This window comes from Pseudomonas sp. S07E 245 (assembly GCF_019599025.1).
Lineage (GTDB): Bacteria > Pseudomonadota > Gammaproteobacteria > Pseudomonadales > Pseudomonadaceae > Aquipseudomonas > Aquipseudomonas shirazensis.
Genome location: NZ_CP080625.1, coordinates 2,753,883 through 2,773,617, shown reverse-complemented (window position 1 = coordinate 2,773,617; position 19,735 = coordinate 2,753,883). Strand labels below are relative to the sequence as shown.

The 19,735-nt window shown below is 62.3% G+C and carries 11 protein-coding genes, 5 tRNA genes and 1 pseudogene; 10 read left to right on the top strand and 7 right to left on the bottom strand.

All coding sequences use genetic code 11. The features are described 5' to 3' along the window. Positions 1–144: 144 nt before the first annotated feature. On the bottom strand, positions 145–1,356 hold the full coding sequence (locus tag K3F44_RS12765) for a pyridoxal phosphate-dependent aminotransferase (RefSeq protein ID WP_101321553.1): 1,212 nt from the start codon (positions 1,354–1,356) through the stop codon (positions 145–147). 169 nt (positions 1,357–1,525) lie between these two features. Between K3F44_RS12765 and msrB the strand changes: the two genes are divergently transcribed. Next, the gene (msrB, locus tag K3F44_RS12760; RefSeq protein ID WP_101321551.1) at positions 1,526–1,921 is read left to right on the top strand and encodes a peptide-methionine (R)-S-oxide reductase MsrB; all 396 of its coding nucleotides are present in this window, start codon (positions 1,526–1,528) and stop codon (positions 1,919–1,921) included. Between the two features lie 13 nt (positions 1,922–1,934). Further along, positions 1,935–2,423 carry a glutathione peroxidase gene (locus K3F44_RS12755; RefSeq protein ID WP_101321549.1) on the top strand — a complete coding sequence of 163 codons (489 nt, stop codon included), beginning with the start codon at positions 1,935–1,937 and terminating at the stop codon, positions 2,421–2,423. Here K3F44_RS12755 and K3F44_RS12750 read toward each other — a convergent pair. Then, positions 2,413–4,769, bottom strand: a pseudogene (locus tag K3F44_RS12750) (response regulator). The gene K3F44_RS12755 and the pseudogene K3F44_RS12750 sit on opposite strands and share 11 nt — an antisense overlap. 77 nt (positions 4,770–4,846) lie before the next feature. Between K3F44_RS12750 and K3F44_RS12745 the strand changes: the two are divergent. Continuing rightward, positions 4,847–5,734 (top strand): ATP-binding protein, encoded by an 888-nt coding sequence (locus K3F44_RS12745; protein WP_101321545.1) that lies wholly within the window; start codon positions 4,847–4,849, stop codon positions 5,732–5,734. 1 nt (position 5,735) lies between these two features. Then, complete coding sequence (locus K3F44_RS12740; protein WP_150570125.1) at positions 5,736–6,218, top strand: GAF domain-containing protein; 483 nt, start codon at positions 5,736–5,738, stop codon at positions 6,216–6,218. A 60-nt stretch (positions 6,219–6,278) separates the two neighbouring features. On the opposite strand, the gene K3F44_RS12735 is transcribed toward K3F44_RS12740, so the two are convergent. After that, positions 6,279–7,046: a hypothetical protein gene (locus K3F44_RS12735; RefSeq protein ID WP_150570126.1), complete on the bottom strand. Its 768-nt coding sequence runs from the start codon at positions 7,044–7,046 to the stop codon at positions 6,279–6,281. Between the two features lie 369 nt (positions 7,047–7,415). Between K3F44_RS12735 and K3F44_RS12730 the strand changes: the two genes are divergently transcribed. The 5 genes from K3F44_RS12730 (at position 7,416) to K3F44_RS12710 (ending at position 7,967) form a co-directional block, all read left to right on the top strand. Next, positions 7,416–7,491, top strand: a tRNA-Glu gene (locus tag K3F44_RS12730). A gap of 2 nt (positions 7,492–7,493) precedes the next feature. Then, positions 7,494–7,569, top strand: a tRNA-Gly gene (locus tag K3F44_RS12725). A gap of 81 nt (positions 7,570–7,650) precedes the next feature. Beyond that, positions 7,651–7,726: transfer RNA gene (locus K3F44_RS12720), tRNA-Glu, on the top strand. Between the two features lie 3 nt (positions 7,727–7,729). Next, a tRNA-Gly gene (locus tag K3F44_RS12715) sits at positions 7,730–7,805 on the top strand. A gap of 86 nt (positions 7,806–7,891) precedes the next feature. After that, positions 7,892–7,967, top strand: a tRNA-Gly gene (locus K3F44_RS12710). A 106-nt stretch (positions 7,968–8,073) separates the two neighbouring features. Here the strand turns inward: K3F44_RS12710 and K3F44_RS12705 are convergent. The 4 genes from K3F44_RS12705 to K3F44_RS12690 form a co-directional block, all read right to left on the bottom strand. After that, on the bottom strand, positions 8,074–9,153 hold the full coding sequence (locus tag K3F44_RS12705) for a fimbrial protein (RefSeq protein WP_220632368.1): 1,080 nt from the start codon (positions 9,151–9,153) through the stop codon (positions 8,074–8,076). Continuing rightward, positions 9,150–11,729: a fimbria/pilus outer membrane usher protein gene (locus tag K3F44_RS12700; protein ID WP_220632367.1), complete on the bottom strand. Its 2,580-nt coding sequence runs from the start codon at positions 11,727–11,729 to the stop codon at positions 9,150–9,152. Before K3F44_RS12700 ends, K3F44_RS12705 begins: the two co-directional genes overlap by 4 nt. 248 nt (positions 11,730–11,977) lie before the next feature. Continuing rightward, entirely contained in the window at positions 11,978–17,089 is a 5,112-nt protein-coding gene (locus tag K3F44_RS12695; RefSeq protein WP_220632366.1) for an RHS repeat domain-containing protein, read from the bottom strand. Between the two features lie 27 nt (positions 17,090–17,116). Continuing rightward, positions 17,117–17,554: a hypothetical protein gene (locus K3F44_RS12690; RefSeq protein WP_220632365.1), complete on the bottom strand. Its 438-nt coding sequence runs from the start codon at positions 17,552–17,554 to the stop codon at positions 17,117–17,119. Positions 17,555–17,876: 322 nt separating this feature from the next. Between K3F44_RS12690 and K3F44_RS12685 the strand changes: the two genes are divergently transcribed. Beyond that, complete coding sequence (locus K3F44_RS12685; RefSeq protein WP_220632364.1) at positions 17,877–19,673, top strand: hypothetical protein; 1,797 nt, start codon at positions 17,877–17,879, stop codon at positions 19,671–19,673. Positions 19,674–19,735: the final 62 nt, after the last annotated feature.

The window sequence follows — 19,735 nt, the reverse complement described above, 5'->3', positions numbered from 1 at the left end:
ACCGGGCGACTATTTCAAACTGTGTAGCGCGGAGTATGGCAGAGGAATTTCGCCCAGCTGTAGGCGAGAGCGTTGCAGGATGTAAGGGGAATTTCGCACCCGTAGACGGGACCGCAGCGCGGCCCCGTCATGCTCAAGGCTGGATCACTGCTGGTAGGTGCGCAGGAAGTTGCCGATGCGGCCGATGGCCTGCTCCAGGTCATCCACGCGCGGCAGCGTAACCACCCGGAAGTGGTCCGGCCACGGCCAGTTGAACGCAGTGCCCTGGACGATCAGCAGCTTCTCGGAGAGCAGCAGGTCGAGGGCAAATTTCTCGTCGTTGAGGATCGGGCAGACCTTCGGGTCGATCCGCGGGAACGCATACAGCGCGCCCATCGGCTTGACGCAGCTGACACCCGGGATGTCGTTGAGCAGCTCATAGGTCCGGTTGCGCTGCTCGAGCAGGCGGCCTGGCGGCAGGATCAGGTCATTGATGCTCTGGTAACCACCCAGGGCGGTCTGGATCGCATGCTGGGCCGGCACGTTGGCGCACAGGCGCATGTTGGCCAGCATGTCGATGCCTTCGATGTAGCTCTGGGCGTTGTGCTTGGGCCCGGAGATGATCAGCCAGCCGGAGCGGAAGCCCGCCACCCGGTACGACTTGGACAGGCCGTTGAAGGTCAGGCAGAGCAGGTCCGGGGCGAGCGCGGCGGTGCTGATGTGCACGGCTTCGTCGTAGAGGATCTTGTCGTAGATCTCGTCGGAGAACACCACCAGGTTGTGCTGGCGAGCCAGTTCGAGCATGCCCAGCAGCATCTCTTTGGAGTACACCGCGCCGGTAGGGTTGTTCGGGTTGATGATCACCAGCGCCTTGGTATTGGGGGTGATCTTGGCCTTGATGTCGGCCAGGTCCGGGAACCAGTCGGCCTGCTCGTCGCACAGGTAATGCACCGGGTTGCCGCCGGCCAGGCTTACTGCGGCGGTCCACAGCGGGTAGTCCGGTGCCGGGATGAGCACTTCGTCGCCATTGTTGAGCAACGCCTGCATCGACATCACGATCAGCTCGGAGACGCCGTTGCCAAGGTAGATGTCCTCGATGGTGACGCCTTCGATCTCTTTTTGCTGGCAGTACTGCATGACTGCCTTGCGCGCGCTGAACAGGCCTTTTGAGTCGCTGTAGCCCTGGGCGGTCGGCAGATTGCGGATCACGTCCTGGAGGATTTCATCCGGCGCCTCGAAGCCAAACGGCGCCGGGTTGCCGATGTTCAGCTTGAGGATGCGGTGGCCTTCCTCTTCCAGGCGTTTGGCGTGCTTGAGCACAGGGCCGCGAATGTCGTAGCAGACATTGGCCAGCTTGTTCGATTTGCTGAACTGCATGATGTGATCCCGATTGAGAAGTCGCGGACGCGTCGCCGTCGAAAGGTTTGTAAGGGCGCGGCGCGGGTGCCAGACTTGGAGCCTTGCGCACGAAGCCAACTAATATACGTGCCACCCGCGCCGTGGAAAAGCCGGTGCGAGGTGAAATTCAGCCTGCCGAGGTGACAACATGCAAAAGATCGACAAAACCCTGGATGAATGGCGCGCCATGCTCGACCCCGAGCAGTATCAGGTGTGTCGCCTGAAAGGCACCGAGCGCCCGTTCAGCGGCAAGTACAACAGCCACAAGGCCGACGGTGTGTACACCTGCATCTGTTGCAACGCTGACCTGTTCGACTCGACCACCAAGTTCGATTCCGGCTGTGGCTGGCCAAGCTTCTATGCGCCGATTGCCGACAGCGCGATGATCGAAATCCGTGACACGACTCACGGCATGATCCGTACCGAAGTCACCTGCGCCCAGTGCGATGCGCACCTGGGTCATGTGTTCCCTGACGGCCCGCCGCCGACCGGGCTGCGCTACTGCATCAACTCGGTGTGCCTGGACTTCAAGCCGCGTGACTGACCGGAGAGCGACCATGGACGATTCTTTGCTGAACATCCCCTGCGTGACCTTGAGCGGCGAGCACAAGCTGCTCGGCGACTTCGCCGGCAAGGCACTGCTGGTGGTGAACACCGCCAGCCAGTGCGGCTTCACCCCGCAGTATCAGGGCCTGGAACAGCTATGGCGCGACTATCGCGGGCAGGGCCTGGTGGTGCTGGGCTTTCCCTGCAATCAGTTCGGCAAGCAGGAGCCCGGCGATGCCCGCGAAATCGCCTCGTTCTGCGAAGCACGCTTTGGCGTCAGTTTCCCGTTGATGCGCAAGATCGACGTCAACGGCCCAGGCACTCATCCGCTGTTCGTCGAGCTGAAAAAACGCGCGCCGGGCCTGCTTGGCACCGAGAAGGTCAAGTGGAACTTCACCAAGTTCCTGCTCGACCCGGTCAGCGGCAAGGTCACCCGCTTTGCTCCGACCACCAAGCCGCAGGCGTTACAGGCTGCGGTGGAGAAACTGCTCAACCCTTGAGCGGCACCCAGTGTTCGATCAGTGCGAGCAGGTCTTCGCGGCGAAACGGCTTGGCCAGGTAGTCATCCATGCCGGCGGCGCGGCAGCGCTCGCGCTCTTCCGGCATGGCATTGGCGGTCAGGGCGACGATGGGTAATTGTTGCCAACGTCCGCTCTGGCGAATCCGCCGGCTGGCTTCGTAACCGTCCATGACCGGCATGTTGCAGTCCATCAGGACCATGTCGACGGTTTCCCGTTCGAGCATTTCCAGGGCCTCGGCGCCTTGGCTGGCGACCAGCACCTGGCAGCCGAGCTTGCCCAGCATGCCCTTGGCCACTAGTTGATTGACCGGATTGTCTTCGACCAGCAGCACTCGTGCGCGGTGCTGCAGGGCGTTGGGCGAAGCCTGCACGGGAGCGGTGTGGGCCTGTTCGCCCTGGAGCATACGCCGCAGCGTCTGGTAGAGCGCGTTGCGCGCCAACGGCCGAGCCAGCTGCACCAGCGGAGCCAGCTCGCCGGCGCGCTCGGAGGGGAGGAAGTTGCCGTAGGCTGTGACCAGCAGAATCGGCGCAGCGAATTGCGGGCGCAGCGCGAGCAGTTGCTCGAGGTCATCGGTGATCAACAGCTCGAATGCGCCTGGCTGCAGCGTGCTGGCGCTTTCGTGCTGTTGATAGTCCAGGCCCCAGCCAGGCAGGTTGCTGCTCAGCAGCTCGGCCAGGCCACTGCCGGCCTTGCTCAGGACCACCACGCGTCCACGCAGCGGCGCGGCGGGAATCGCTTCGGTGTGGGTCAGCAGCGGCAGGTCGGCGCTGAAACGGCTGCCAAAGCCTGCGGCTGACTGGATATGCAGGTGGCCTTGCATGGCTTTGCACAGGTTGCGCGTCAGGGCCAGGCCCAGGCCGGTGCCGCCGTACTGGCGGGTGATGCCGGCACCGGCCTGGGTGAACGGCTGAAAGATTCGTGCCTGGGCCTCTTCGGGGATGCCGATGCCGGTGTCGCAGACTTCCAGGCGTACGCCGCCGACAATTGGCGACAGGCGCACATCGACACGGCCAAAGCGGGTGAACTTGAGCGCATTGGACAGCAGATTGCTGACGATCTGGCGCACCCGCGTTGGGTCGCCGAGCACGGTACTGGGAAACTGGCTGGCGATCAGGCAGGTCAGCTCGACGTTGGCGGCGGCGTTCTGCGACAGCAGGTTGGCGGTGTCTTCGACCATCGCGCCGAGGTCGAACGGGATGCGCTCCAGCTCCAGCTGCCCGGCGTCGAATTTGGACAGGTCGAGGATATCGTTGAGCAGTTCGACCAGCACCTTGCCGGAATCATGGGCGATCGACAGCTGTTGGCGCTGCTCGGCCGGCAGGCCGCTGTCCAGGGCCAGCGAGATCATGCCCAGCATGCCGTTCAGCGGGGTGCGGATCTCGTGGCTCATGTTGGCCAGGAACGCCGCGCGGGCCTGGGCCATTTCCAGGGCGCGGCGGCGTGCTTCTTCAAGGTCCTGGTTGGTCTGGCTGAGGCGATCGTTGCTTGCCTTGAGCTCGTCGGTGCGGGCCGAGACGCGGTCCTCCAGTTCGTTGAGGTAGTCGGTCAGGCGGTTTTCCGCAGCGCGCCGCTGCTGAATCTCGGTGGCCATGCTGACGAACTGCCGATTGGCCACCTTGACCAGCACGCCGATCTCGTCCGACTCGTGCCCGGGCGGGCAATCCACCCGGGTTTGCTGGGGCTGGCGCGGGTCGCTGTTGCTCAGCGCGGCAATCACCGTCACCAGCGGCTTGGTCAGCATCATGTAGAACAGGCCGAGGAGGATGCCGGTCAGCACCAGGCTGCGGGTAAAGCCGTTGAGCAGGGTGACCCAGGCGCGCTCGAGGAAGCGCCCGCCGAAGGTGTAGGTGTCGACGTCCAGGTACAGCGTGCCGAGGTAGTCCTTGGGCATCTGCGCCAGGTGCAGGCGCTCCTGAAACTGGCGTTGCTCGCCGAACAGAAAGTCGCTCAAAAGCCGATAGCGGTCTTCCAGGCGCGGGCGCTGCACATCGGCCAGCACCGTGTCATTGTTGTCGATCAGCCGCGCACGGATCACCGCCGGCGATTGCAGCAGGCCGCCGGTCAGCTCTTGGGCAAGCTCGGTGTCGATGTTGTAGGCGATGCGCGAGGCGGGGTTGTGGCTGATTTGCAATAATGCCTGCACTTCGCGGTTGATAGACGCGTCTTCGCTGGCATAATCGATACCGATCTGGATGAGACTGAGCAATGTTCCCAGTATGAAGCCGACCAGGACAGTCAGCCGGGCTTGCTTGTAAGACAGACGATTGGTGAACTTTATATCCATGGATCCCAAGCCGGTTTCGCGCTCCTGCGCTGCGCAAGCATAGCCGATCAACCTCGGCAACTGGTGGGTCTGTCAAACATTCAGCCTTTCCCTGCATCCGTTTTAACCAGGAGTCACCATGGACCCCCGCCTCACCGCCTTTCTCGAGCGCGCCGAATCGGTGCTCGCCCGGCTCGAACCGCTGCTGCCCGCGCTGCGCCCGCAGATCGACTGGGACATAACCCTGGCGGCCCGTTGGCAGCGCGATGGCCGCAGCGGCTACCTGATGCCGCTGGAAGTCAGCCTGGACATGCGCCTGTCCGACCTGATCGGGGTGGACAAGCAGCGCGATCAACTCGGCCGCAACACCCATCAATTCATCAACGGCCTGCCGGCCAACCACGCGCTGCTGTGGGGCTCGCGTGGCACCGGCAAGTCGTCGCTGGTGCGCGCCTTGCTCGCCGAGCACGCCGGCGCCGGTCTGCGCCTGATCGAGATCGAGCGCGATCACCTGGCCGACCTGCCGCGGGTGGTCGAGCAATTGAGCAAGCTCAAGCAGCGCTTCGTGCTGTTTTGCGATGACCTCTCGTTTGAAGCAGGCGAGGGCGACTACCGCGTGCTCAAGAGCGTGCTCGATGGCTCGCTGGAGCAGGCGCCGGACAACGTCCTGCTGTACGCCACCTCCAACCGCCGCCACCTGGTGCCAGAGAAGCAGAGCGACAACGAAAACTGGAAGATGGTTGACGGCGAGCTGCACCCCAACGAGGCGGTGGAGGACAAGATCGCCTTGTCTGACCGCTTCGGCCTGTGGCTGTCGTTCTACCCGTTCACCCAGGAGCACTTCCTCGATGTGGTCGAGCACTGGATCGGCCAACTGGCCAGTACCGCCGGGTTGCAATGGCAGCGCGACGAAGCACTGGAAATTCTCGCCGTGCGCTGGGCCACCGGGCGCGGTAATCGTAACGGCCGCTGTGCCTATCAGTTCGCCCGTTATTGGGTCGGCCTGCAATTGCTGGAGCAAAACTGAAATGATCGACCTCAATGCCAGTGGCGCAGGCCTGGACGGCTATCACCTGCTGGCCGCGCAAGTGCAGGCGCTGTTTGCCGACGAGCGCGACTTCATCGCCAATGCCGCGCAGTTCTCGGCATTCCTGTACAGCCAGCTGGATGACCTGAACTGGGCCGGCTTCTATATCAACCGTGACGAAGAGCTGGTACTTGGCCCATTCCAGGGGCAAGTGGCCTGCGTGCGCATTCCTTTCGGCAAGGGCGTGTGCGGCGCGGCCGCAGCCAGCTGGCAGACCCAGCGGGTGGAAGACGTGCATGCGTTTCCCGGGCATATCGCCTGTGACAGTGCATCGCAGAGCGAACTGGTGATTCCGCTGGTCAAGGAGGGCAGGCTGATTGGCGTGCTCGACCTCGACAGTCCCAGGCTTGCGCGTTTCACTGAGGCCGATCAGATGGGGCTGGAGCGATTGGCGGCGATCTTTCTGGAATTGACCGACTGCTGAAAACGACAAGGGGCCTGATCAGGCCCCTTGTGCTGTGTTGCAACCGATGCAGCATGCCAATCAGTCGTAGATGACCTTTTTCTTCCAGGTCTCTTCCTCGTCGGTCTTGAGGCCTTCGGTCAACTCATTGTTGTCGCTCTCGGCAGGCTCCATCTGGTCCAGCACCATAGCGTTGGCGCGGGCCAGCAGCTTCTCCAGGTAGGTCAACTGCTCTTCATACTGCTTGGGCTCCTGCTGCTTGCGCAGGTACTGCACGCCGCGCTCGAAGGCCAACCGCGCCTGACCAGGCTGATTTTGCTGGAGTGCCTGCTGGCCGAGGTTGTTGAAGAACTCGATGTGCAGCAGCACCAGGATATGGCGGATTTCCTTGACCCAGTACTTGCCCTCGTTGCTGGCCAGGAAGCCTTCCTGGGTGGCACGCACGATCTGGTTGTGCAGTGCTTCCAGCAGGAAACGCACATCCTTGGCTTTGACTTCGGTCTGGATCGGGCTCGGTGGGTTGTTCACCGGCAGCTTGTCGCCCAGTGCAATCAAACCTTCCAGCTCGGCCAGGCGCGCTTTCAGGGGGGCGCTGTTCTTGTCCACCGCCAGCTGGCGCTGCGTGACGTTGTGTTCCAGGCGCGTCATCAACAGCTTCAGCGCCGGGTTCATCAGCTGCCCGGGGAACGTCTCGTTGATTTCGCCACAGCGGCGGGCACGTTCGGCCAGCTCGATTTTCAGCCGTGCGCGTTCGAGCTTGCTGTTCTCGACCACATTGTTGAGGTAGCCGATAACGATTAGCAGGGCAATGCCGGCAACGATGAGCAGAGTGATCAGAAGTGGTGTCACCGTTAACGCCTCATGAATAAGTTTTGCTGCAATGAGTGTAGTGAGTTCGCTGAAGGGCGAACAGTGCAGCTTGGCGGACGCCAGGCACGATGCCTGTATCCTGTGTCGGCTCGCACGGCAAAAACTGCAGTGCAGTCGATCGCTAGTGGCACTTTGCTGCGAGCTTGCCGGGCTGCTGTCAGAAAATCAACGCCAATCCCCGGACGCTACCTATATAGCTGCGCAGCCAGCGCCGAAGTCATTGATTTCAATAAATTTATACAAAGGGGTTGACGGCTTTCGAAGGCATCCCTAGAATGCGCGCCACTTGCAGCGGAAAGCTAACCGCTAGATGCAGCAAGTCAGTAATAAATAGTGAAGATGTAGCGTGTCCCCTTCGTCTAGTGGCCTAGGACACCGCCCTTTCACGGCGGTAACAGGGGTTCGAGTCCCCTAGGGGACGCCATTGCGGGAATAGCTCAGTTGGTAGAGCACGACCTTGCCAAGGTCGGGGTCGCGAGTTCGAGTCTCGTTTCCCGCTCCAGTTTTCAGGGTTTTGCCTCACGGCAGGGCTCGAAAAGGAAATCCAGGGCTTGTACCTGGTGCGCTGCAAAGCGTCGGCATTGTCCCCTTCGTCTAGTGGCCTAGGACACCGCCCTTTCACGGCGGTAACAGGGGTTCGAGTCCCCTAGGGGACGCCATTTGCGGGAATAGCTCAGTTGGTAGAGCACGACCTTGCCAAGGTCGGGGTCGCGAGTTCGAGTCTCGTTTCCCGCTCCAGTTTTTCAAACTGTGGCGTTCATGACGTAACAGCGGTGGTGCAGGGCAGTACAGCCTTTCACGCCGACAGAAGCACGCTTTACATTGCGGGAATAGCTCAGTTGGTAGAGCACGACCTTGCCAAGGTCGGGGTCGCGAGTTCGAGTCTCGTTTCCCGCTCCAAACGTAGTACGAAAAAGGGGACCTCTGGTCCCCTTTTTTGCGTCTGGATTTTTTCACGCTGATCCAGTGACTGCGCCGGCGCCCCTGAATCAGGGGCGTGTAGGGCTCAGCGGTAGGTGATGGTGAAGTTCAACGCGCCTTCACCCACGCCCGGTTTCACCCGCGGGTCGATCTGAACATAGCGTGCCTGAAAATCCAGGCGGGTGAGGCCGATGTCCAGGGCTTTCATCAACTGATCGGCTTGCAGCGGCATCGGCGAGCCGTCGCTGCGCAATATCTGAATACCCAGGCCGATATCGTCCGACGTGCTCGTCAGGCTGAACACGCCTTGATCAGGGTCGATTGCCCGAGAGCCTTTGGCACCGTCGAGATACACATGGACATCCGCACGGGTGGCGCCGGGCACACTGCTGTCCTGGCAATCGTTTAGGGTGATATGGAAGGGTACAGACGGCGTGTGCGTGCCGACGCCCTTGAAGTCTTCAACCTTGTGATCACCCAGCAACACCGGGTCGGCACTCACCGCATCGGCTCTGAGGGAGCATTGCGCGCGAGTGACCGTCGCCGTGAGCCGGTAGTCCAGCACTTTGCCCAGGTCGTGGACAATCCCATGGAACATCTCTCCAGCGATCCGCTGCGGCCCCGCGGCGATGTCGTCGGTCTTGATGAACACCGCCTCGCCATTGATGGTGCTCAGTGACGCGGGGAAGCTGGTCATGGTCCTCATGGCGCCAGAGTAGGGGACTGCGTTGACAGCGTCCGGGCTGAAGCTATTGGTGCTGCTGCCATCGTAGGGATATCCCAGATTGATATACACACCGACGCCTGGGATATTGGTTTGCAGCACGTGACCATCAACGTTCTTGCCTTCGACCGGTGGCAGGCTGCCGCTGAACAGCGGTGCAGTGTTGGGCAACCTGGCGGTGACTGGGGTGGCGGCATCATAAAAACACTCCAGCGTCGTGCTCTCGTTATTGCGAGCGAATAATCGTGCTTTGCCAATGACGGTGCCGACCGGGGCGTCGCGAGGGATCCAGAAGCTGCCCATGTCTTTGACGAAGGTCATGTAGGCGCCACCGGTGCCAAATGCGCATCTGCCGTAGGCGTTGGTCGAGGCCAGCCCGAGCGCGAGGTTGCCCAGGATCAGCACGAGGGGACGCAGGGTACTACGCAGCGCAGAAGTCATGAGGTGTGTTCCTGTAAGAGGGTAGCGGAGGCCGGGGCGGCGTCGTCAGGGGAGTGCGGCAGGCACGCCAGCGTTTGCAGGCGATAGCCGTCGCTGTATGGCATCGTTTGCGCATCCAGCATCACCTGGCAGTGTTGAATAGCGCTGTCGCCCCAGCGCACCTGCAGCTGCTGCAGCCCGGGTTCGGTGATGGCCAGCAGGATTTGCCCGGCCTGGCCGACGCTCCCCAGTACCTCGCCCTGGGCATTGCTGACCTGGGCACCGAAGGGCAGCGGGCGGCCGTCGGGCTGATGCAGGGTCAGCACCATCCGCAGCACCTTGCGGGCATCGAAACGGGCCTTGATCACCGCGCCCCGGCGCGGCACCACCTGCTGGCTGGCATTGTCGATGATGACCTCGGGCGACAGCTGGTCGGTGTCCAGCACCAGCGAATTGATCCGATACGGGTTCAGGTGCGAGACCAGCAGATAGCCCTGGGCGTCGGTGCGGGCCGAGGACGCGTTCTGCACGCCGACGTTGGCGACGTCGGGTACATGGACCAGGGCCGGGGTTTCGCCCAGATAGCTGCCTAAGGCGATACCGTCGGCATGCACCAGTACCGCACCGCTGGCGTTCAGGGACAGGCTGCGTTGCTGGCGTGACTCGTTGTAACCTGCCCCGAAGCTGGCCTGGCTGCCCTGATAAGCGAGGGATACGGCGCCGTTCTGGTGCTGGTTCCGATCGTTGTTGAGCGAGGCATGGTAGCTGAGGCGATCATCCAGCAGGCCGCCCTGCAGGCTCGCCCGCTCGGTGGACTTGCCATCGACGTGTTGCAGGTTGAACGAAGCGGTATGCGGGCGGCGGCCAAAGTCCAGCGGCAGGCTCAAGCTGACCCCGAACTGGCGGCTGTCGGTGTTGCGCGAACTGAGCGATTGCGAGGCGAACAGGTTGACCCCGAGCTTGTCCACGCGGGTGTTGTACTGCAACTGGTACTGACGGCGTTGCTGATTGCTGTGCCAGAAGTCTTCCTGCGACAGGGTCAGGCTCAGCGAACTGCTGCGCCCAAGGTTCTGGTACAGCGAGGCTTCGACCCGGCTGCGCCGGCTGCCTGCAAAGCGCGCGTCGGCGAAGCGCTGCTGGACCGCTTCGTCAAAGTCGCGGTAGCCCTCGGTAGAGTAGCGGTAGCCGGCGAAGCGCAGGCTGGTGCGGGTCTGGAAGGTCTTGCCGTAACGCAGGCTGTAACTTTGCCCCTGGACGTGGCCCAGGGTGCTACCCAGGTCGGTATTGGCCTGGGTGACATCCAGCGAAAACGCGCCCAGCTCGCCGAAGTCGCGGGCCATGCCCAGCGCATCGGCTCGGTAGTGGTCACTGACAAGCAGGCCGCCATAAAGGGTGGTGCCCCAGGCGCCGCCGCGCGCCAGCGTGCCCTGCCAGAAGCGCGGCTCGTCGAGGTGCCTGGCGCCAGTGTAATTGCCAACGGTGGCGCTGTAGCGCCAGACGCCTTCGCGCAGGAGGCTGCCCATCGATGAATAGGGCTGGATGAAACGGCTGACCTGGCCATCGCTCTCGGTGACGACGATTTCCAGCTCACCGTTGCCGGAGCCGACACTCAGTTCGTCGATTTCGTAGGGGCCGGGCGCCACGTAGGTCGAGTAGATCGGGAAGCCGCTGCGCAGCACTTCGACCTTGGCCCGGGTTTGTGCCACACCGCGGATCACCGGGGCGTACTGTTGCAGGGTGTCGGACAGCATCCCCTGGTCGGAGGCCAGGCGCGCGCCGGAGAAGGCGAAGGAGCGAAACATGTCGCCGCTGGTAAAGGTTTCACCCAGGGTGAGGTTGGCATACAGGCCCGGCAGGTCGCGCTGGGCGTAGGTGTCAGTGCGGGTCCAGCGGCGCCGGCCCTGTTCATCCTCGCGCAGGAACTGTTGGCTGCGCAGGCGCCAGGCCCCCAGATTGAGCCCGCTGTTGAGGTTGAGGTCCTGGCTGTGGGTGTTGCGCCCGTCGCGCCGGCTGCTGTACTGGGCAGACGCCTGGTAGTTGATGAAAGCGGCCGGGATGCCGGTGTCCCAGCGTTCTTGCGGCACGCTGCTGGAGCGATCCTGGCGCAGGGCAATCTGCGGGATCGACAGCGACAAGCGCAGCTGCGACGGATCGAAATCAACCCGCGCCTGGGGGATCAGCGCTGCCAGGTCGATACAGCGATCGTCATCGGGCAAGGGCGTTTCCAGCGCCTGCTCGCGCAGGTTCAGGTCGCGCAACAGGTCGCGGGTCAGGCAGGCCTGTAACGCTTTGCCTTTGCCAGACTGACGGAATTCGATCTCGCGCGTTTCGACGGGCGTGAGGTTGACCAGCAGTGCCACCCGATAGCGCCCAGGGGTCAGCGGGGTATCCGCCGCCAGGCTTTGCAGGGCAAGCGCACCCGCTTCGGCCGCCTGGCCGGGTGGTTGGCGCATGAAACCTGCCTGGAACTGCGAAGAGGGGCTTTCGGCAAGGGCGGGTGCGCTCAGCACCAGGGTCAGGCAACTGCCCGTAAAGGGTGGAAGCAGGGCGATGCGCAGGCGCGACGGCAGAGGCCTGCGCCGGTCAAGTCGGGACATGGGAGGATCCTGAACTGCATGCACTACCGATCGCAGTGGATCGGTGAGTGGTGGCTGGAGCGTGGGGGGAACCGCGATGTACCGACCGCCTCAGCGGCAGGTACATCGGGTTCGAGGGCGCTAGGTTAGGCTGGCGCCGGAAGGGGGGATGTAGGCAATTTCTCTGGTTCGCAGTGGAGTAGTCTACGTAGCGATATGGACTACCGCTGCATGGCGCAGAGCGTGCTCAGGCTCGACAACCCTCAGGTTTAGCCATTTATGATTCTCCATTGCTGGTGATTATCTCTCCAGGCGATGTATTGCCCCTTACCCACTTGGGTAAAGTCAGCGGGCACTGGTCTCCATGGGGATGCCGCCCCTGGTGTGGCAGTTGTATGGCCACTGTTTGCTACCGGATTGACGCTCGACGCTGAGCTCGCGCGCGAGAGTGCCGGGGAAGCGACTGGTGACGGACTGGAAGCGTTTTCGAACATCTCTAGGTCCAGCCCTGACCAACTTTGTGAACCGGTTCTGCTTCCCATGGCTGCGTCGGGCTCGGGCAAGTTGGCGATCGAGCTTCTGGTGGGTCCACTCAAACTCGGCGACCTCGACAGCCCCGCTGGCGCATTACCTTTGACCTTGCTCGTGGCCGTGGCGACCTTGGAGACATTGTCGAACAAGGCTTTTTTCCCCGCTTGGTAACTGGCCGCGGCTTTCGCAGACTGCGCCGCCTTGACTGCGCCAAGTGCAGCGCGAGTGCCATTGATCCCCGCAGCCCCGATGAAGCCGCCCATGAAACTGAGCCCGTAGGCGATGTAGGTCAGGTTGGCGTTGTCATCTCCGGTAATTGCGGTGTAGGTCTGGATGCCGAGCGCCGCTGCGTTGGCTGCCACCCCGCCCAGACCGGCAACATAGCTCAGCGTGAGGCCAATGGTCGCCGGTGCGGTCCACGGCATGGTGAAGGCCGCCACGCCGAGCATCAAGGCGGCGATGCCTACGCCGATCCATGCGCCCCACGGTGTCTTCGGCTTCTCCGGCGGATCGACATACGACGGTGGATCGCGATCCGGCGAGACGCCTTCGGCCCGGTGCCCGGTGGGGTCACGCCAGTTGACCGGGTTGCCCAGTGCATACAGGTAGGGGTTGATGCCGGCCTCTTCGGGGCTCAGCGAATCCGGGCTGTGGAAGCGCATCAAGCCTGGGTTGTAGGCACGATAACCGTTGCCCAGCAGGTACCAGCCAAGCGCCTCTTCACGGGCTTCGCCGTTGAACGCCAGCAGGCTGCGCATGCCATTGTCATCGGGCCGTTCGCCGTAGGCACTATAGTCTGCGTGGCGGGTGCCCTGCGCATCGCATTCGCCGATGACGCTGCCCGACAGGTCGCTGAGCAGCAGTTGCGTGGCGTCGGCATCGGCGGGGTAGTGCTGCACCCCCAGCGGTTGGATGCCGGCATACAGGTAGTGGGTCAGCACATCGTCTTGCGAGGTGCAGTGCAATTGCTGACCTAGGAAGCGCCGGTCGACCTGGCGAGTGCCGCCGTGCAGCGAGCCCACCAGCTCATCATGGCCATCGTACTGGTACTCGACCAACGGAGTCACACCGTCGACCTCCAGCACCCGTTGCAGGCGGCCGAGGGTGTCGTATTCAAGCTTGCGCCCCTGCTCGTCATTGAGCATGTTGCCGAATTCGTCGTAGTCGAACGCTTGCTCTGCGGGGTAATCCTCAAGCAGGCGATGGGTCACTTTGGTCAGCTTGAAGCTGCCATCCGTCGCGTAGGTAAAGTCGGCTCGGTCGCTGGTGCCATCGGCGAATTGGGTTACGCAGCGGGTGAGGTTGTCTCGTTCGTCGAATCGGAACTGCTGCAGACTGATCGGCCGCCCTTTGGCATTGCGCGGCAGTGCCTCGCCGTCACAGCAATGTTCGAAGAGGCGATCGAGCTCATCGTACTCGAAAGTCTCTTTGCGCACCTGTTTGCCAGCGCGGTGCAAGGTACGGCTCGCAAGAAGGTCGTTGTCCAGCCAGGTCAGGTTGACTACCTGCTGTTCGCTGCCATTGACGCTCAGTGTGCGGGTAACCTCGCGTCCCAGCGCGTCGTAGGCCAGCGTGCACTGCACCTGGCGATCGGCATTGTCGCTGTCGCGGGTGGTGGTGGAGGCGAGCAAGCCTTCGCTGTTGTAGCCGAAGGTACAGTGCAGGCTGCCCTGGTCCACGCGGGTGACGCGCCCGAGGCTGTCATAGGCATAGTGGCAGTCGTGACCATCGGAGTGCTCGCGGGCCTGGATTCGCCCTTGCAGCGAGTGCCGGTAGGCGTTGTGATGCTGTTGCTGGTCGGCGACTTTCCAGGTTTCTGCGCGCAGGTGACCCTGAGCGGAGTAGTGGTATTCGCGGCTACCGCTGGCATTGGCGGCACTGGCAATCTCTGCGCTCACCGCGTCGTAGGCATAATTGGCCTGCAATTCGCTGCTGGGCGCGCTTTGACCCTCCACTTCGATCCGGGCGCTGACGTGGGTCGGCTGCACGGTCAACTGCGGCAGGTACTGGTAGCCGATCACCCGCTTGCGCAGGCCCTTGCCAGTGCGCTCGAGGCTGTAGCTCGTGCGCTTCTCCACCAGCGGGGTGGTGCTGCGGTAATCGTATTCTTCGAGGCGCGGGCCAACCTTGACCTTGACCAGCCGATCCAGGCCGTCAAAGGCACGCTCGCAGACTGTCTCGGCGTCGCTGCCGGCACTTTTGCGCACCTGCAAGGCGGTGGTCAGTTCACTGGCGCTCTGCGCGGCGAAGTGACGGATCAGGGCGCTGCCATCCGGACGCACGGTCTCGACCATTCGGCCCCAGACGTCATAGGTGTATTGCGTCACGCGGCGTACTGCCTGGGTGCTGTTGTCAGTGAAGCTGAAGGTGTCCTGAACGCAGCGGCCGAGCCCGTCATAGACGAAGTCCTTACGCCCCACCTGGAGCGCTGGCTGGTCTCCCTGCTCGAGCTGGCGGTACTCGAACACCGGCTTGTTGAACGCATTGAGTTGGCTGACCCGCAGCTGTTGCTTGACCCCGGGTGCATCCGGGCTCTCGGACCAGTGGCTGAGACGGTCGCCACCGTCGCCAAACGGGGTGAAGTGGGTCAGCTCCCTGACGCCGTCTGGACGGGTCACTTCACTGCGTCGGCCCCAGCCGTCGTAACCGTAGCTATAGCTCAGGGTGACGTCCGGGGTCAGCGCCCGGGCATCCGCCGGCTGCGTCGGATAGTCATGGAAGGCTTCACCGACCAGACGGCCGACCGAGTCGTAGCGCATGGTCGACACGGTGTACTTCAGACGCTGTTGCGGGTCGCCTGGCATGGCGACTTCGCGCTCTTCCCTGATCGGGCGGTTCTGGCCGTCGTAGACGATGCGCGTGAGCACCCCCTTGGCGTCGGTGACTTCCTCGCAGCTGCGCGTGCGGCGGTCTTCTTGCAGGATCGGGTAAGCGAAGCGGCGGGTGGCCCGGTAGGTCGGGTCATCGGGCGCGGTGGTCTGCTCGACCAGGCGATCGAGCACATCGTACTGGTAGCGGGTGACCACACCGAGGGTGTCCTGGTCTTCGACCAGATGGCCGCTGATGATCGACTGCGCCGAACGGGTAGTGGTCTCCAGGGTGCCACATGGCGCGCTGTAGGTCTCGCGTGTCTGCAGCCAGGTCGATTGCCCGGCAGGGTCATCGACCAGCTCGTAGCGCCAGCGGCGGCTGGCGGAAACGCCATTCATGCTGAACTGATGCTGGTCGAGGCGACCGTGCAGATGCGGCTTGTCGGGCAGGTTCAGGTAGCTGCGACGGTTGCTGTGCAACAGCGCTTCGTGTTCCTTGGCCTGATCGAGGGTGACCTCGAAGGTATCCTCCTGCGCAAGTGCGAGCCAGCCTTCAGCCCGCGTCTGAAGGGTGTTCCGGCTCAGGCCAGGGAGCAGCGTATAGCGATAGCGATTACGTTTGATCGCCGCGGCGGGCAGCGTCTCGTCGTCGACCGGGGCGGGGTAGACCGTCTCGCATTTGAGGTTGCGCACGAAGCCTTCCGGGTCCGCCGGGCAGCCGTCGCTTTGCGTTCTGGGATAGTACTCGCGCACGGTGCGTATGCCATTGGCGTTGGTCTCTTCGATCAGGTTGCCAAACGCGTCATAGCGGGTTTGCAGGGTTTCCGCGCGCCGGTCCTGCGAGTTGCCCTGCAGGGTCCAGGTCTTGGTCACCGTGTGCGGCAACTGGAAGAAGTTCGGCTGGTCGGCGAACTGCAGGTTGGGCAGTTCATGGTAGGTGGTGGTGACGGTTTCAATGCAGCCTTGTTGGGTAGTGACCTGTTCGGTCATCAGGTGGAAACGGTTGAAGCTGCGTTTGACGGTGCGCAGTACCTGGCCATCGAGGTAATGGCTGGCGGTGGAGTCGTAGCTGAAGTTGGCCTGGGTCGACTTGTAGAGGTTGTCCTCGCCCTGGTCGGACCAGGTGACGCCGGCGCCATAGCCGAGAAAGTTATTGCTGCTGAAGGTGTAGGTGTTCTTCATGTGGGTGGATTCATCCAGCGGATCAGGCTGGAGAATGTGTTCGGCGGCATAGGGCAGCGTGCGTGCGACCCCCGGAAGCGCGTGACCGTCTTCCTTGTAGGCCACCGTCTCGACGCCACCGATGGGGTTGGCCAAGCGAGTCAGGTAGTACAAGCCGCCAATGGTTCGATAGGTGAAGTCCCAGCCCGCCTGGTCGGTGCCGGGCAGGGTGATCCGGGTCAGCTGGTCGCCTTCCAGGCCCAGGGTGAAGCGGGCATGGGCGTCGGTCGCGGGGTGCAGGTCGAGCAGTACCCGGGCGTTGCCGCTGTAGTCGATGCTCAGCAGGGTGCGTTGGCTGTCGTCGCTGATCGACGCCAGGCGCGGTTGGCCGTTGAGGACTTGATACGTCAGGTCGACGCCATGCCCGGAGGGCGCCAGTACCCGCACCGGCAGGGCCACGTCGAAGCCTGGGCCCTGGGGTTCGAGGATTTCGACAAGGCCCGATTTATGGGCAATGCGCAAGCGCTTGTGTTCGCCTTCGCTGATGTTGCTGAACTGGAAGCTTTCCAGTTTGCGCTCCGCGATGACCGCGGTTTGCCCAGGGCCGTTATCGGCGACCTTGAAGCTTTCGCCGGTGTGCAGCTCGAGCATGCCATCGGCGAGGCTGAAGCGGGTCAGTTTAAGGCTCCAGCCGATGCCGAAGCCGCTGTTGCGTTCGTTCATCGGGTTGAAGCTCAACTGCAGGGGCAGATCGGGGCCGCACAGTGCGTTGGGGTTGAGTGCCGGCAGGTCGATGCCCAGTGCATATTGGCCGGTGCGTGGGTCGACACTGCCCTGAACGAAACTCATGAAGTTGAAGGCATTGGAATGCAGAGACATACAGTGCTCCAGGTGAAACCACTCAGCTCAGTGGGTGGGGGGGACAGGGGACGTGTCGACGGTGACTTTGCCGAGGGTGTCGCGGGTTATATTATTTTCAGTCTTTGCATCGACGACGATGCCCAGGCCTTCCTTGATAAAGTCGTTCGCCAGATAACCATTAACGAAGTAATCGACGTCGTGGCTGTCCAACTTTGAAGTCTGGTGAGTGGTTTTCAAACGCATCCACCACTGTGGTGTACCGTCACTGTTCAGTTGTCTGGACGCGAGTGTGATGCGTGTGGCAGACGGTAAGTCGTCCATTTGAATCTTGCGCGGTCTGCCCAGTTGGGTATTGCCTCGGGTGAGGTCTAGTGTGAAGGTTCGACCGTTGGCATCTGCCGGGATATTGAGAATCTTTGAATCTTGATCGGGATCGCTGACGATGATCACCGCAGATTGCAAGCGTGCGTTGTTAGGGGTCATGAAACACTAACCTCGTGAATTAATAGTTTGGTTCACACGTGCGTGCAGGGCCTGTGTGAGCACAATTGGCGGGTGCCGTGCAGCGCTGTTTGAAGATTGGCAGGCTAGGAGAGTTTGACTGGGTGCGCACCTCGTAACATTCACAGGTGCGCGCAGGCTGGCCGCAAGCTGGCGAATCCAGAGGGCTGGTGAGTTCACCGTGAGCAGCCTAGTAGTTGTGCCAGCTGTTCGACTCATTCAACCCGGCTTATAACTGAGGCCCGGCAACCGCTGGCGATGCGGCGGTTAAATAAGTTCCGTCTCTGATTTGAGGTCGCTAAACATGAGTGTGCAACAGACGGCAGGGCTCGAAGAACCGTCAGTTCCTGATTTGAATGAATCGAATGAATTGGACCTGGATGCGTTGGGTAACCAGGACCTGCTGACCTATATCAAATATACCGGTATGCAAGATGGTGACTTGCTCCGGCCGCGTTGGATAGGCGCCAGTATCAGCGGCGAGCCGTTCGACGATGTCGGGGCCGTACGTCAGGTGGGCCCGGATGATCTGGTGAGCGGTCATCCAGTCATTATCAAGAATGAAGATATTCGCGCCGCCGCAGGGGGGCTGGCGGTGTATTCCTATAGCGTCAACGAAGGGCCGGAATCACTGCGCAAGATCTGCTACCTGGGCCTGCGTCCAAAGCCCGCGGCGGAAACCCTGTCGGTGCTGCATGCCTTGCCCTCGCATGACCTGACCCTGCAGCCACGGGCGTTGCCCTCCAATGGGGTCATCACGCTGGTGGTCGCGCCTTACCAGGCCATGCAGGTCGGTGACAAGATCACCGTGAAGCTGGTGGGCTACGACGAAGATGGGGTCGAGGACGATGACTGGTCGACTGTGCTGACGGTGGACAAAGACCATTTCGACAAGAAGCCGCTGTCCGCCAACGTTCCCAAGAACTGGTTCAGTTTCCTCGAAGACGGATGTGTAGAAGGCCATTACCGCATTGCCCTGGCTGACGGTAGCAGCCTGGACTCGCCTGCGCAGCGCTGGAAGATCGACTCGAGCGCAACCCTCCCCGGCCTGCTCGATGCACCCGCCATCGAGGGCCACACCGAGGGCGAGCCGTTGGACCCGGCACGCTTTCGCAACGGTTTGACCCTTCGCGTGCCAGGTTATCCGGGGATGGCCGTGGCGGACCATGTAGTGCTGCATTGGCGTAGCCCGGCGGGTGACCTGATCCAGGCGGCGCGGGTAGACCTCAGCAGCGTGACGGCGGATTCGATGTATTTCCGAGTGCCTGCCGAAAACCTGGTGCACAACGCGGGCGCGAGCGTGCGCTTGACCTACCAGTATGGGCGCGAGGGCGCCAGTCTGGGCTCCAGGGAGCTGCTGATCAATGTGGCATTGATACGCACCTTGCTTGCCGCTGATGTCCGAAGTGCCATCCCGGAAAACGCGCCTGGCTCAGGCCGGATACCCGCTCTCGAGGCCCGAGGCGGAGTCTATGTGGTGGTGCCCCCAGACACCCTGGCCCCGGGCGAGCGAGCCGAGGTTCACTGGATGGGCCAGTCAGCGCTGGGCCAGTATGTCGCCAAGTCGCCGGTCAGCGAGGCCAACCCGCTGCGCTTCCTCATTCCGCAAGACTATGTACCGGCGAACTTTGGCCGCGGTGACCGGGACGAGTCCAGGCGTTTTCCGGTGTTCTACCGGTTGATCGGAGCTAACGGCCATGTCGACTCGCTGCCGTACAACCTTCGGATCACGCCGGTGCCCAGCGCCAACTACCCGCAGATCAACTGTACCCAGGCTGATGCGGGGGGGCTGTCACTGTCGAGGGTTCCTGCTGCGGGTGCCGACCTGACGTTGGGGACCTGGCTGTTCGGCAAAGAAGGCCAACTGCTGACGCTGGTAGCCAGCGGCCTGACGGCAACGGGCGAGGTCGAGGAGGTGATTCTCGACAGCGTTCCGGTCACGGCCGAGCAAGCCGAGAAAGGGGTACAGGCAAAGTTGCCCAGGGCATTCCTGCAAGGGCTGGTAATGGGCGAACGTTTCACACTTTCGCCACGACTCAGTTTTGACGGCGGGGACTATTACACGCCGTTTCGTAGTATCACATTAACGTTGAACCGCTAGTTCATACCATTCAATAACCCCGGTTGGCACGTTGTCAAGCTGCCTTCCAGGACACTGACTGA

Bases quoted from the DNA above. Each gene is read 5' to 3' on its own strand.
- K3F44_RS12765 (WP_101321553.1), bottom strand. From the start codon at position 1,356: ATGCAGTTCAGCAAATCGAACAAGCTGGCCAATGTCTGCTACGACATT.
- msrB (WP_101321551.1), top strand. From the start codon at position 1,526: ATGCAAAAGATCGACAAAACCCTGGATGAATGGCGCGCCATGCTCGAC.
- K3F44_RS12755 (WP_101321549.1), top strand. From the start codon at position 1,935: ATGGACGATTCTTTGCTGAACATCCCCTGCGTGACCTTGAGCGGCGAG.
- K3F44_RS12745 (WP_101321545.1), top strand. From the start codon at position 4,847: ATGGACCCCCGCCTCACCGCCTTTCTCGAGCGCGCCGAATCGGTGCTC.
- K3F44_RS12740 (WP_150570125.1), top strand. From the start codon at position 5,736: ATGATCGACCTCAATGCCAGTGGCGCAGGCCTGGACGGCTATCACCTG.
- K3F44_RS12705 (WP_220632368.1), bottom strand. From the start codon at position 9,153: ATGACTTCTGCGCTGCGTAGTACCCTGCGTCCCCTCGTGCTGATCCTG.
- K3F44_RS12700 (WP_220632367.1), bottom strand. From the start codon at position 11,729: ATGTCCCGACTTGACCGGCGCAGGCCTCTGCCGTCGCGCCTGCGCATC.
- K3F44_RS12695 (WP_220632366.1), bottom strand. From the start codon at position 17,089: ATGTCTCTGCATTCCAATGCCTTCAACTTCATGAGTTTCGTTCAGGGC.
- K3F44_RS12690 (WP_220632365.1), bottom strand. From the start codon at position 17,554: ATGACCCCTAACAACGCACGCTTGCAATCTGCGGTGATCATCGTCAGC.
- K3F44_RS12685 (WP_220632364.1), top strand. From the start codon at position 17,877: ATGAGTGTGCAACAGACGGCAGGGCTCGAAGAACCGTCAGTTCCTGAT.